The organism is Desulfobacter sp. (genome assembly GCA_028768545.1).
Classification (GTDB): Bacteria; Desulfobacterota; Desulfobacteria; order Desulfobacterales; family Desulfobacteraceae; genus Desulfobacter.
Map to the genome: position 1 here is coordinate 3,338,930 of CP054838.1, position 13,602 is coordinate 3,352,531.

Sequence of the window (13,602 nt, forward strand, 5' to 3'; positions counted from 1 at the left end):
AGGGCCTCATCTTCAGGATTAAGTCAGAATAAAATATTATACCAACCAACCCTTTAAAATCAACGGATTTCTATAGTTATCCGGGTTTAAACCCGCCCAATCCCTTTACAAGAGAATCCATGTTCAAAAATAAACCCTCGGCCAGGGAAAAACAAAAAAGCCATGCCGGTTTGAGCTGTAATCAAGCGACAAAAACATTAAAAAAACGCAATACCATAACATCTTAAATTAACAGGACAAAACAATTCACACTATTTTAAACATCGTTAAACCGCCCGAAGCCTAAAAAAAATGATTGACAATCCAAAAGCAGATTGTTTTGAGGCAGTCTAAGGGGTCATTAAGCAGATAACAATCATTAGTTACCCAGAAGAATGATTTCTTTGAATTCCGCTTCAATTTTTGATACTTAAATTTTGTTTCCTAAAACACTTGTATTATTGATACGCCTTTTTCCTGTTTCGTATTCCTGCACAATTTGTTTTGATCTTTGTGTTATTTCTTAAAACGGATCACCTTGAATTTATTAACCATTTTTTTAAGGAGGGCGATTCATGAAAGGCAAATGGTATTTAATTTTAATCTCTGTTTTTATCGGGTTTTGTTTTGTCCTGCCGGTCCAGGCAGGCCCCTAGCTCATAGGAGATACGGGTCTGGACAAGGTAACTGCAGGCAGGGGACACCACGGCGGTGACACCGACGGCGGTGCCATTGTGGCCGGTAATTCTAAGGCCACCATTAACGAGGCCGGGGGCATAGAGCTTTCCGGCGATGCCCAGAGCGGTCTTCAGGGTCTAAATGTGGTAACCAGGTGGCCAACGGGGTCAATGTCCAGACCATAGGTGAATTCACATCAGCCTATATCTTTGATGAGGGTAAGCCCTCAAACACGATAGAATTTGCAGGAACAGATCTGAATTTAAACCAGAATAACTTTATCAAGCAGGTCTCCGGCGGCGGGGCAGATCTGGATGAGTATCGAAGAGAAGGGTATGACGTCATCATTGATGCCGACGCCCAATACAAACAGACCAGAAACCTGGCCATCAACAATGAGCTTGAGTATGCAACCATCGAAGGGGAACTCCACCGTTTTACCTATGACGGGAAGGTCACTGTGGATGGGGTCTACAATGAAGAAACTGGCGAGACCACCGGATACGGCCAAGGGTTTGTGGGACAGGGGTTTGCAGCATACGGCAGTGAGGACTGGAACGAAACCGCCTCTGCTGAATGCTCGCAGGAGACCAGTGGATCTTCAAGCAACTATGCGACCGATTCTGGGGGAACCACGGGTGACCCTGGATATCCCGATTCATCATGGTATGATCTGACCAGTGGCGGCCAAAGCGAAAACAGTCAAGCCTCAGGCGGATCCTACGATTGGTCAGATACCTATAACGCCGAAGCCGGCGCAGCAGGCTTCAACGGCGCCGGGTGTGCTGCAGGCGACGGGGCGTCCTGTACAGGGTCCCAAAGCGCTACTACCACCTATGCATGGGTGGATGCCACCTACCTAAAGGATGTCTTCAATCTTGAGGCAAGCGAAGAAACTAGCCTGGACGTGGATGTCTATGCTAAATTCCGCGCCCCCATCTTCATTGAGGAGGCAGAAGCTGAGTATATCGTGGTTGACGATTCAGCCCTTACCGTGAACTCAGCCTACGGTATCAGCCTGTCCGGCAGTGCCCAAAGCAATCTTCAGGGACTGAACGTGGTTACGGCAGCCGGCGGCCAGGTGGCAAACGGAGTCAACGTTTCTACCGGCGGCAACATGGACGGTGTCAGTATGATCAATCTCAACCAGAGCAACTTTATCAGCCAGACCCATTAAATTTGCAAAAGGAAAAAAAGCGGGGGTAGGGCTGTTAAACCTTAACAGCCCTACCCCCGCAAAACCGAACAGCTTGTTTGTTAATGATCAACACAAGTTTTAAAGGTGTATCATGAAAACAAAAAACGGTATTATCATTTCAGCTCTGATACTTGCCTGTTTAATGATGCCTTTGCAGGCATGGGGCATGGACCCGCTCAGCGATGAGCAAATGGACAATATCACCGCAGGAAGCACAAGCACCTGGGATGGGATACTGGACAATCTCCTGACCAACATCCCCTTTAATTACAGAGGCAACAACTCTGAGGCGATTGGGGATATTCTCATTTTCAGCCCCCCGGCCCAGTCAACCTATAACACCACCAACAACTTTCATCAGACAAATAATATGGGGTCTTTGAACATTACGGACAATGCCCAGCAGAACTTGAGTTCTCTGATCAACATCAATGCGGTAAACTCCCCTGTCAATGTGCTGTTAAATTTAAATATCACCCTTGATTCAACCATAGGGACTTTAGTCCAGCAAAACTGGCTGAACGGGATGTTGCAACCCTAAAAAATTAAGTCCTAAAAACGGGCTGAAAGAGAGAAGAAAATGATGGAAAGTTCTGTGCTTTCCCATCAAAAAACTTGGATTTTTCTTTTAATTATTTTTATTTTATTCACCTGGCCGGACCCTTCCTGTCCGGCCAGCCGGGTGAACCTGCGTCTCGGGAATCTTCACTTTGGACAGAACACCTTGAGCTTGAACCAGATCCGCTGGAACAATATCACCCGCCAGGGGTGGGATGTCAGCTGCGGGGCAGCCGCCCTTTCCACCCTTTTGACCTTTCACCACCATAAAAAATTTTCGGAAATGGCCATTACCCTGACCATTTTAAAAAATTCAGATCCGGCCAGGATAAAGGCAAGGGGTGAATTTTCCCTTTACGATCTCAAGCGGTTTGCCAAGGCCGTGGGCTATGAGGGCCTGGGCTTTGCAGACATGAGCGTTGATGATCTTGAATTCTTTGATTTGCCGGCCATCCTGCCTTTCCGCATGAAAGAACTGGATCATTTTGTGGTCTTCAAAAAAAAACTGGGAAACCACATCCTTCTCGGGGATCCGGCATTTGGGAATCTCTCCTTGCCCCTCAAGCAGTTCGAATCCCTCTGGAAAAGCCGGATCGCCTTTTACGTGGCCAATCCTGAAGAAAAGACAGCCCTGATGAGTCAGACCAAAACCGGGAAATTAAGCCCGCTTGCCCCCAAAGCCATGGAGGCAACCATTCCTTTTCCCGACTATGTGGGACGGATGGTTCTTCGCATCCCCATGGTTCCGTTAACCCGAAAAAAAAAAACAGTGAGCCCAATACAATGAGATATCCACGATTTTTGATTTTGGTTATGGTATTGCTGATGACCTGCCAGACACTTCGGGCACAAGAAAATCTCCCCCCAGCCCCCGCAGGTGAGGCCTCCTATGAAGGCCTTAAGCAGGAAATCAACAGGCTTGAACAGATGAATCAGGATAGTAGCCAGACCATCAAAAACCTGTCAGAACGGATTGAGGCGCTCGAACGCATGATCATGGAGAAGCCGCCCCAAAAAAAGAAAACCCAGACAGAACCGCTTGAACAAAAATCAGATGAGACCCGGGCAGCCCTTGAACAGGAGGCCCAGGAAAATTATGAACTGATCCAAACCGCCTTTGAAAGGCGATTCGGCGTGGAACAGGGCATGCTCCTGCGGCCCTATGAATTTGTATATGAACCCAGCCTTTTTTATGCCCATACCTCTTACGATAAAATTGTAATTGACGGGTTTACCATATTTCCTGTTCTTGTGGTCGGCGACATTGTATCTGAATCCATGAGCCGGGATATTATGATGACCAACCATTCCTTTAGGATCGGGTTGCCCTGGGATCTGCAGTTTGACCTTTTTATTCCCGTGGGATACCAAAAGGAGCGCACCGTGCGTGCAGACGGCTTGTATACCTCTGACGATACCGGCGGCATCGGGGATATCTCACTGGGGCTAAGCCATCAATTGTTCAAATCCCATTCATTCATGCCGGATACCCTGATCGGGGTGAGCTGGAAATCCACCACAGGGGATGATCCATATCGAATTGTCACAGCGGATGAGCCGGCCCTTGGAAGCGGGTTTCAAACCTGGGGTCTATCTTTAACCTCCATGACCACCCTGGATCCGGTTATCCTTTACGGGGGATTATCCTGGACCTATTCCCCGGGTAAAGACAAGGTAGTCGGCCATGTCAAGCCCGGACAGAGCTTTGGCTTCCATCTTGGCACCGCCCTTGCCCTGAACCTGGATACCTCCTTAAGCTTTGGATTTCAGAGTCGCTATACCCTGGAAACAGAGCTTGACGGAACCAGCGTAAATGGGTCTTACTTTACCACATCCACCTTTTCCATTGGCCTGTCAAAGGTCATCAATGACTTTTCGTCCGTTGATTTTAACGTGGGCATCGGCCTGACCAGCGACTCTCCGGATTTCCAGGTCAGTGTCTCATTTCCACTTAAGTTCTTATTAAAAGATGAAGAACCCGCTGAAGACAAAATTGAGAGCCAGACTGAAAATGAGATACAAGTCAAAAGCACGGACGAAGATTCCTAGGGCATTTTCAAACATCAACTGTATTAAACATACAGATACCGGGTTATGTCATATTCCACCTGCCACCCCAAAAAGCATTCACCTGGGGTTAAAACCACCCAGCCAATTAAAGCAATGAAACAGTCATTGCTTTAATTGGGCAAATCAAGTTTGGGCCCATTGGACTTGTTTTATCATCCAAATTCATACTGGAACAGATGAAAAACCCATTGCGGCACCAGGATTCATCCAGAACAAAAGACTTTGTATATCAGCCTTACCCGGTCATAAGCGTATCTGTCATCTGGGTTTTGATACTCTGCTTGTCTCCGGCCAAATGGCGTCTTTGTTTATCCTTATATTTTCGAATCTGAAGCCGGACCTTATCAGAAAGGGTGTCAATGGCTGAATACATGTTATTTTCAACCGTTTCCCTTGCGTGAATCTTGATTTTATCACAGGCCAAATTCATTTCTGCAATATAGGTTAATTTTTCCACAGAAAGAACAATATGGACATCAGCGGAATGATCAAGCATTTTGTCCAATTTTTCAAATTTTTCGTGAATGTGGGATTTAAGGGCGTCTGACGACTCAATGTTCTTAAACGTAATAGAAATTTGCATGGGACCTCCTCTGTTTATACTGAGGTTATGCTCTAAAATAACACAGACCCAGGCCCTGATCAATGGTACAAAATTTCTTTTCCGATCAAGCCTGCAATTTTTTTCACCTAAAAAAAAAGGGGATCACCTGGGACCTGCTGCCCCAAGGCTGCATAAAAAAACAAAATCGCCCAGTGCCGTCTTGAAATGCTATGAAAAAACAGGGCAAAAAAATACCCACAGGTTTAAAATCATAAAACCCCTGTTTTCCGTCACTGAGAAAGAATCTCGTATGGACGGAAAACAGGGGCCTTGTATAAATACAAAAGCCTTGCTGGGCAAGGCTTTTATTTTTAGTGGTAGCGGGGAAAGGATTTGAACCAATGACCTTCGGGTTATGAGCCCGACGAGCTACCAGACTGCTCCACCCCGCAACAACGAAGCGTAATATAGCCCAGAGACCTTACCAAGTCAAGGACTATTTTCACAAAATTCAAATATTGGAGTCCATGGCCTGTTTTAATTCATCAACTGAAGGGGTGGCGGTTCCCACCTTGGCCACCACAATACCGGCCGCTGCATTGGCTGTCATGGCAGCAGCGGCAAATCCGGCCCCGGCGGCCAGGCCCAGACCCAAAAGCGAAATCACAGTATCTCCGGCACCTGAGACATCAAAGACCTGACGGGCTTTAGAAGCGATGGTCTGTGAAGGGCACCCCCTTTCAAACAACACCATTCCGTCTTTTCCGCAGGTAATGAGCAGCCGTTCAAGCGAGGCCAGGTCCATGATCTTTTGGGCAGCCGTTTCCAGGTCATCCAGGGTAAGAATCTCCATATTGGCGGCCAGGGCAGCCTCCTTTTTATTGGGAGTCAGCACAGAGACCTTATGGTATTTGGAAAAATCCAGGGATTTGGGATCTGCCAGGGTAAGGACCCCATGCTTGCGGGCAAGGGCAACGGTGCGGGCAACAAGTTCCCTGGTGACCAGCCCCTTGTCATAATCTGAAATAATGATCAGGTCCACCTGGCGGATATGGGACTCAATAATGTCCACCAGTTTTTCCAGGGTGTGGGATTTAATTCTCTGCTTGATTTCCTTATCAATGCGGATCACCTGCTGATTGGAGGCAATGACCCGGGTTTTTCTGGTGGTGGGCCGATCCTTCTCGCTGACAATGCCCGAGGTTTCCACCCCGAGATCCTTAAGCTTTTTAAAGATCATCTGCCCCGCCTTGCCGGTTCCGGCCGTGCCAATGGCAAAGACCTTTGCCCCCATAGCCACCAGATTATTGATCACATTGCCCGCCCCTCCCAGGGTCTGACTCTCTTTTTCAACAGCCACCACCGGCACTGGAGCTTCCGGTGAAATCCGTTCCACACAGCCCCATAAATACTCATCAATCATCAGATCCCCGATCACAAGGGCGCGAAGATCTTTAAACCGGTCAATATCCATCATCAATCTTCCAATACCCTTGTAATCATGGATTTTAACTCATCATAGGAATGGGTAATGGGAATCTTTGGAAAATCCACACCAATGGATTCAGGGGGTTTAAAAAAAAAACCATGGTCAGCCGCCTGGATCATACCGGTATCATTATAGGAGTCCCCAAAGGCAATAACCTCATAGTTAAGACTTTGGAGGGCTTTGACAGCCCTTGTTTTCTGATTGTCTATCCTGAGATTATAATCTTTAATTTTGCCTTGGGAATCCACGGTCAGATTATGACAGAGCAGGGCCGGAGACCCGAGCTTGGACATCAAAGGGCCTGCAAATTCTTCAAAGGTATCTGAAAGGATAATAATCTGGGCCCTGCTCCTGATCCAGTCCAGCATCTTTTTTGCCCCGTCCAAAGGATCCAGGGTGGCGATCACCTCCTGAATATCTTTGAGGGTGAGATTGTGCGCCTCCAGTATGGAAAGGCGTTTGGTCATAAGTAGATCATAATCGCTGATATCCCTTGTGGTCAGCTTGAGTTCCTCTATTCCTGTTTTCAGGGCCACATTGGCCCAGATTTCCGGCAGAAATACCCCTTCCAGATCAGCAACTAGTATTTTCATAATTTTGTCGTTTACTCCCAATGCTGTAATTTTACCTTTGAAAAGGCAGGATTTTATTCTTTTTCATCGTCTTCAATACGGATCACAATGGGATCCCCCACCACCGAATCCGATGCCCTGATAAGGGAAAGAGCAAATTGCACCCAGCGTTCCTTTGCCATATGGGTGATCATGACCACAGGTACCTTGCCGTTGGCCTGACGCCCTTTCTGGTGAACCGACTTGATACTGATCTTATTTTCTCCCAGAATCCCTGAAATCTTGGCCAGCACCCCGGGATGATCCTGGGCTTCAAACCGTAAATAGTACCGTGTAAACAATTCCGCCATGGGCAGGATAGGAATTTTTTTAATATTGTCTTCAGGATATCCCAGGATGGGCACCCGACGCGTGGTGCCGGCAATGATGTTTCTTGCAATATCTGCAATATCAGAAAGCACGGCCGAGGCTGTGGGCATCATGCCGGCCCCGTGTCCGTAGAGCATGGTCTTGCCCGTGGCATCGGCATCAATGGCAATGGCATTCATGGAAAGGTCCACATGGGAAAGGGGATTTGATTTTAAAATCATGGTGGGATGAACCCTGGCTTCCACATGATTTTTGTGAATCTTTCCAATGGCCAGAAGCTTGATGGTGTATCCAAAATCCCTTGCAAATTCAATATCCTTGGGAGTGATATTCCGGATGCCTTCCACATGGATATCATCCAAATTGATCTCCATGCCGTGGGCCAAAGAATTGAGGATGGCCAGCTTATGGGCGGTATCATGGCCGTCCACATCCAAAGAGGGTTCCGCCTCTGCAAACCCGAGTTCCTGGGCAGATTTAAGGGCATCTTCAAATTCAGATCCGTCCTGGGAAATTTTGGTCAAAATATAGTTGCAGGTGCCGTTGAGAATGGCGGACATGGAATTGATATCATTGGCCACAAGGCTTTCACGCAAGGACTTTATAATGGGCATGCATCCTCCGCAGGAGGCTTCAAACCCAAGGTCCACCTGGTTGGTCCTGGCCGTCTTGACAAGGTCATTGCCATATCCTGCCAGCAGGGCCTTGTTTGCCGTGACCACATGTTTTTTATTCTCAAGGGCCTTGAGGGTGAGTTCCCTGGCAATGGTTTCCCCGCCAATAAGTTCAACCACAATATCAATTTCAGGATCATTGATCACAGCCATGGCATCAGAGACCAGACGGGTGTCTTTCAAGTCCACTCCCCGGTCTGTTTCAATGTCAAGATCAGCAATGGTTTTAAGATTCAGCAACGCGCCTATCCTGGCTTCGAGCAGCTGTTCTTTCAGTTTGAGCAAGTTGGCAACACCGGCGCCTACCACGCCATATCCCAGTATTCCAATATGGATTGTTTCCATGAAATTTACATCTCCGAAATAGTCAGGTTTTAAAATAAATATAGATACTCCATCTGGCTCTCCATGTCAAAAAGCTTTTGACTTTTGAAGGGTTTTGGGGGTATTATTGACGGATTTTAGATATAATTAATTCTTTTCCAGGTTCCATAAGGTGAATATAAATGAATGATTCTTTGACATATGCAGATTCCGGTGTTGACATAGACAAGGCAAATCAGCTGGTAGACCGGATAAAAAACATTGCCAAATCAACGCCCAGATCCGGTGTCATAGGTGAAATCGGCGGATTTGGCGGTCTTTTTTCACTGAACTTGTCCAATACAGCCAACCCCGTGCTGGTCAGCTCAACCGATGGTGTGGGCACCAAGCTGAAAGTTGCCTTTCAGATGGATAAACATGACACAATCGGAATTGATCTTGTGGCCATGTGCGTCAACGACATCATTGTTCAGGGAGCAAAACCCTTATTTTTCCTGGATTACCTGGCCATGGGCACTCTGGACAACACCGTGGCGGAACAGATTATCAAAGGCATTGCCGCAGGCTGCACCCAGGCGGGCTGCGCCTTGATCGGCGGCGAAACCGCTGAGATGCCGGGGATGTACCAAGACGGAGAGTATGATCTGTCCGGTTTTTCAGTCGGCATCGTGGACAATGATAAAATCATTGACGGCTCCTATATCCGGCCCGGGCACAAGCTCATTGGCCTTGCCTCCTCCGGTATTCACTCAAACGGATTTTCTCTGGTCAGAAAAATATTTTTTGACAAGTGCGGCTATGACGTCAACACCCGGATTCAAGATCTGGGCACCCCCCTTGGAGAAGAACTGCTCAAGCCCACCATCATTTATGTGTCCACCATTTTAAGCCTGCTTAGAGACCTGCCGGTCCACGGTCTGGTCCATATCACAGGCGGGGGCATTGATGAAAACATCATCCGGGTCATTCCGGATGCCTGCAAGGCCGTCATTCACAAAGGGTCATGGGAGATTCCACAGGTCTTTAAAATCCTTCAGCGAGAGGGTAATGTACCTGACACAGACATGCAAAGAACCTTTAACAACGGTATCGGAATGGTGCTGGTTGTTCCGGAAAAATCCGCCCAGGAAATCATGGACCGCTTGAATGCCATGAATGAAAAAGCCTATTTTATCGGAGAAATTCTGGCCAGGGAAAACAACGAAATTCAGACGCAGTATATCTGATCACCGTTTTTTTAAGATAATCCATGCTTATTCTCGGGATCGAATCCTCGTGTGATGAAACCGCGGCTGCCCTTGTGGAAAACGGCACCCAAATTCATTCTTCCGTCATTGCCACCCAGATTGACACCCATGCCAGATACGGAGGCGTGGTGCCGGAACTGGCCTCGCGCATGCACATTGAAGCCATTGAACCTGTGGTGGATCAGGCCGTAAACCAGGCCGGCATTACCCTGGACCAGATTGACGGGGTGGCAGCCACCCAAGGCCCGGGACTCATCGGGGCCTTGCTGGTCGGTTTTTCCTTTGCAAAGGCCTTTGCCTGGGCCAGAAACCTTCCCCTGGCAGGGGTCAATCATTTGGAAGCCCATATTTACTCCCTGCTGCTTCTGGAAAAATCCCCCAAGTTCCCCTTTATTGCCCTGGTGGTCTCAGGGGGGCATACCAATATTTACCATGTATCTTCTCCCCATACATTCGAACTCATGGGTCAGACCCGGGACGATGCCGCAGGGGAAGCCTTTGACAAGGTCTCAAAAATGATGAACCTGGGCTATCCCGGAGGACCTGTGATCGAATCTTTGGCCAAAGAAAACCATAAAGAACTCATCAAATTTCCAAGGAGTATGCTGGGAAAGAACAGTTTTGACTTTAGTTTTTCAGGGTTAAAATCTGCGGTGGCACGCTATCTTCATGATCATCCCCAAATAAAAGACTCAAACAAGAAACTTGTGGCGGCAAGCTTCCAGGCGGCCGTTATTGATGTGCTCTCCCAAAAGCTGATGAATGCGGCCCTGGCAAAAAATTGCAAACGCATCGGTATTTCAGGCGGAGTCTCTGCCAACCAGACCTTTGCCAAAACGCTTGCACACAGCGCAAAAAAAAGGGGAATTCAGGTGTATTCCCCGCCACCGGCCCTGTGCGGAGACAATGCTGCCATGATTGCGGCCCGGGGATTTACCATGCTCCAAAATAAAAAGATCTCCAGCCTGGAGCAGGATGTCTTTTCCAGGGTAAAAATTTAATTGGGCTGCAACTTAATTTAATCGCTTAAAAATTTTTCCTTGGCCCTGAGTATCCGCTGCACAGAGGCGTTTCCCTTTTTAAACAGATCCGAATTTGTTTCAAGTATCCCCAGGACGGCATCCCTGGCCTTTTGAATATTGGGGCCTGAATGACAGATCAGGGCAAGATCGATCTCTGCGCTCATGATCTGACGCATACAGGTTTTGATATCATGATCAATGGCTTTCATGTCCAGATCATCTGTCATGACAAGGCCGTCATAGCCCAGTTCGTTTCTCAGCAACTCCCCGGCAATAAGAGGAGAAAGACTGGCCTGCCAGACGGGATCCAATTGGGGATAGAAAATGTGGGAGAGCATAATCCCTGCCACCTTAACATCCCGGGCCGCTTTAAAGGGCTTGATATCACTGGCCCATAACATCTGTATCTCGGCATCCAAAACAGGTAGAGAAAAATGAGAATCTTTGACCGTCCTTCCGATTCCGGGAAAGTGCTTTGCCACGGCCATGAGGTTTTGGTCCTGAAAGGTCTGAATCATGGCGGTGCCTAATTTTGACACAAGGTCATGATCCCCGGGAAACACCCGCTGTTTCATGATACTGTCCACCCCACGGGGGGCCACATCCATGACCGGGGCCATATTCATATTAACGCCCACATCCAGAAGCTCACGGGCAGTAATCCGGGCAAACTCCCGGGCCGCTTCAAGGGTCTTCACATGGGGGTTGCCCGGAAACTGGGTAAAAGGCTTGCCAAGCCTTGCCACCACCCCTCCTTCCTGGTCCATTGCAATGAAAAGAGGCGGCAGACCACAGTCCAAGGCATATTGACCTGCATCAAAGCATAATTTTTTCAGCTGGTCGACAGATTCAATATTGGATTTGAACAGGATGATCCCCCCTGCCCTGTACTCCCGGATCAGATGCTTTAATTCTGAGTTAAGAAAAAGGCCGTCAAAACCAAGCATCAGCCTTTGACCCGCCAGTTCCTCCATGGACAAACCAGATACATTCATATGATCTCTAACCGCCCTATGCCTTAAGATTTGCCAGGGCCTGTTTGAGTTTTTCCGTCACTTCCTGGGACAGGGTACCGGCCTGTTCAAGGGAGAGGGCCACAGAATCAAGGCCGGCTTCCCTGGCCTTGGTTGCCCAGGAGATAAAATTATCCTTGTGGCTGTCATTGTGGTTGATCCAATGGGAAAACAGGGTCAGCAATTTTTCTTCCATGGTCATTTCACTGCCCTGGCTGTGGTCGTGGTCGTGGTCGTGGGAATGCGTGTGATCGTGTGTCATATCGTGACTCCGTTTAAATATTTGTTAAGGGTCATAATTTCAGGCATATACTGGTATACCGGCTTCCACCGGCAAAAGGCATTCAGTTCAATACCGTTGTAAATAATGGATACGGGCCTGTCTGCCGAAACCACCACCACAATCACATTTGGGGTGGCGGCTGAAAACCGCAGGGCAGAATTATACCTTGCCCCCCTGGCCATATTTTCCCAGGAAATGGTTTTCCCGTCCAAAAGACAGGCAAACCCGTCAATCCGGGTATCCGGGGTCAAGTGTACGGCCCCGTCAATACGCATAAGTGCTCCGGCAAGTTCATAATTTTTTGATTCCAAAAGGCTCAAAGGAGGATCCAAGACATGGCCGGACAGCTGGATCGGCTCATCGTTAAGGTCTATCACCAGGGTGCACCCGTGGCGGGCATGACCGGCCCTGTGCACCAGACCCGAAACCACATTAAAAAGCGTGCTTGCAGCCTGGGTGTCCAGCTTTGAATCCAAAAGCAGTTCTTCGAGTTCAACCATCCTGGCTTCCCGTGTAGACGACTGAAAATTGCCGTCTGAAAAAGAGGCCACCTTTTCATGGCCCATGCACAAAAAACCATAATCTCCTTTAAAATGGGCGCAGATAGCGTATTCCGGCACATCTGCATCTGTGATGCCGATAATGGTATTTCCATCGGAAACCAGTTTTCGATCCGACCGTTCAACCCCCACAAGCAATTTCCTGATATGCTTGACATTACTGATCAAAGGGCGTTCATGACGTTGAATTTTTGTCAGGAACTCAATGCTTTCAATGGTTACAGGATCGGTAAAAAACAAGGCCCCCCTGGCCCAGGACCCCTCTTCACGGGTTTTTGAAATGGTCAGGATATGGTTGAGAATACTGGGGATTTGAATTTTGGTATCAAACCCCAGATTACGGTTCCGATCATCCACAAGATAGTCGGCAATGGCCTGAAGACCATAATTTTTAACCACATAATCCGAAGAATTAATGGGCGTGTTATTGGAATTGTAATCGTTGGCCAGCAGTGTGGCAGCCTGTTCCAGCCATTTTTCAGTAGGTCGGATGGAGCACATGTCTGGATGGTGCTCGGTAAACCAGATCTGATAAAAAAAGTCGCTGCAAGCACCGGCAAAGGAAATCAGCCCTGACAACGCCGGATCCTCATTAAAGATCAAATATCCCCTTGGCTGCCTGGCGATCTTGGTTTTAATCCGCTCCCGCCATGTCTCTTCCTGGGTTAAAAACTCTTCTTCAAGCTTTGATTCGTGCCCCCCTAAAAGGTCCTGGGGATCAAAGACCTGGATGGGGTCATCCGGGCTGTGGGCAAAAAGAAGGGCCACCCGGCTGGGATTGGAAAATTTGGATAACCCATCAGATACCCCGTTAAGGATATTGGCAATACACAACTTTTTATAGGATTTATAATTCATTCCATACCGTTTAAGTTTGCCTTAAATCTTTTATTTGATTTATTGATACCCATGTTCCACGCTTTTTGACAAGTTTTTTTTAGGGGTATTACAGCTCAAGTATTGTAAAATAGCATAAGGATTGATATTGAAACAGAAAAAACTATAGGAGACAAATAAAAAAA

13 protein-coding genes and 1 tRNA gene are annotated in these 13,602 nt (G+C 47.7%); 6 read left to right on the top strand and 8 right to left on the bottom strand.

The annotated features are described in order from the left end of the window. Positions 1 to 811 precede the first annotated feature (811 nt). From HUN05_16170 to HUN05_16185, 4 genes are all read left to right on the top strand, one after another. Positions 812 to 1,834, top strand: coding sequence for a hypothetical protein (locus HUN05_16170; GenBank protein WDP86471.1), 1,023 nt, complete (start codon positions 812 to 814; stop codon positions 1,832 to 1,834). A gap of 112 nt (positions 1,835 to 1,946) precedes the next feature. After that, entirely contained in the window at positions 1,947 to 2,396 is a 450-nt protein-coding gene (locus HUN05_16175) for a hypothetical protein (protein ID WDP86472.1), read from the top strand. 39 nt (positions 2,397 to 2,435) lie between these two features. Continuing rightward, positions 2,436 to 3,200, top strand: coding sequence for a hypothetical protein (locus tag HUN05_16180; GenBank protein WDP86473.1), 765 nt, complete (start codon positions 2,436 to 2,438; stop codon positions 3,198 to 3,200). A gap of 38 nt (positions 3,201 to 3,238) precedes the next feature. After that, entirely contained in the window at positions 3,239 to 4,462 is a 1,224-nt protein-coding gene (locus tag HUN05_16185) for a transporter (GenBank protein ID WDP86474.1), read from the top strand. Between the two features lie 256 nt (positions 4,463 to 4,718). On the opposite strand, the gene raiA is transcribed toward HUN05_16185, so the two are convergent. The 5 genes from raiA to HUN05_16210 all read right to left on the bottom strand — a co-directional run bounded on the left by raiA (position 4,719) and on the right by HUN05_16210 (position 8,476). Beyond that, the gene (gene raiA, locus HUN05_16190; GenBank protein WDP86475.1) at positions 4,719 to 5,066 is read right to left on the bottom strand and encodes a ribosome-associated translation inhibitor RaiA; all 348 of its coding nucleotides are present in this window, start codon (positions 5,064 to 5,066) and stop codon (positions 4,719 to 4,721) included. A gap of 336 nt (positions 5,067 to 5,402) precedes the next feature. After that, positions 5,403 to 5,479: transfer RNA gene (locus tag HUN05_16195), tRNA-Met, on the bottom strand. Between the two features lie 59 nt (positions 5,480 to 5,538). Next, entirely contained in the window at positions 5,539 to 6,504 is a 966-nt protein-coding gene (gene rfaE1 / locus HUN05_16200; protein ID WDP86476.1) for a D-glycero-beta-D-manno-heptose-7-phosphate kinase, read from the bottom strand. Continuing rightward, positions 6,504 to 7,109 (bottom strand): bifunctional phosphoserine phosphatase/homoserine phosphotransferase ThrH, encoded by a 606-nt coding sequence (thrH, locus tag HUN05_16205; GenBank protein WDP86477.1) that lies wholly within the window; start codon positions 7,107 to 7,109, stop codon positions 6,504 to 6,506. The genes rfaE1 and thrH overlap by 1 nt, the downstream gene beginning before the upstream one ends. A gap of 53 nt (positions 7,110 to 7,162) precedes the next feature. Beyond that, entirely contained in the window at positions 7,163 to 8,476 is a 1,314-nt protein-coding gene (locus HUN05_16210) for a homoserine dehydrogenase (GenBank protein ID WDP86478.1), read from the bottom strand. A 161-nt stretch (positions 8,477 to 8,637) separates the two neighbouring features. On the opposite strand from HUN05_16210, the gene HUN05_16215 reads away from it, so the two are divergent. Both HUN05_16215 and tsaD read left to right on the top strand, forming a co-directional pair. Further along, positions 8,638 to 9,681 carry a phosphoribosylformylglycinamidine cyclo-ligase gene (locus HUN05_16215; protein ID WDP86479.1) on the top strand — a complete coding sequence of 348 codons (1,044 nt, stop codon included), beginning with the start codon at positions 8,638 to 8,640 and terminating at the stop codon, positions 9,679 to 9,681. 23 nt (positions 9,682 to 9,704) lie between these two features. Then, the gene (gene tsaD, locus HUN05_16220; GenBank protein WDP86480.1) at positions 9,705 to 10,703 is read left to right on the top strand and encodes a tRNA (adenosine(37)-N6)-threonylcarbamoyltransferase complex transferase subunit TsaD; all 999 of its coding nucleotides are present in this window, start codon (positions 9,705 to 9,707) and stop codon (positions 10,701 to 10,703) included. Between the two features lie 17 nt (positions 10,704 to 10,720). On the opposite strand, the gene HUN05_16225 is transcribed toward tsaD, so the two are convergent. The 3 genes from HUN05_16225 to HUN05_16235 are packed head-to-tail and all read right to left on the bottom strand — an operon-like array spanning position 10,721 to position 13,438. Continuing rightward, positions 10,721 to 11,719 carry a glycoside hydrolase family 3 protein gene (locus HUN05_16225; protein WDP86481.1) on the bottom strand — a complete coding sequence of 333 codons (999 nt, stop codon included), beginning with the start codon at positions 11,717 to 11,719 and terminating at the stop codon, positions 10,721 to 10,723. Between the two features lie 16 nt (positions 11,720 to 11,735). Then, positions 11,736 to 11,999, bottom strand: a complete 264-nt coding sequence (locus HUN05_16230) for a hypothetical protein (GenBank protein WDP86482.1) — start codon at positions 11,997 to 11,999, stop codon at positions 11,736 to 11,738. Beyond that, entirely contained in the window at positions 11,996 to 13,438 is a 1,443-nt protein-coding gene (locus HUN05_16235; GenBank protein ID WDP86483.1) for a DNA integrity scanning protein DisA nucleotide-binding domain protein, read from the bottom strand. Before HUN05_16235 ends, HUN05_16230 begins: the two co-directional genes overlap by 4 nt. Positions 13,439 to 13,602: the final 164 nt, after the last annotated feature.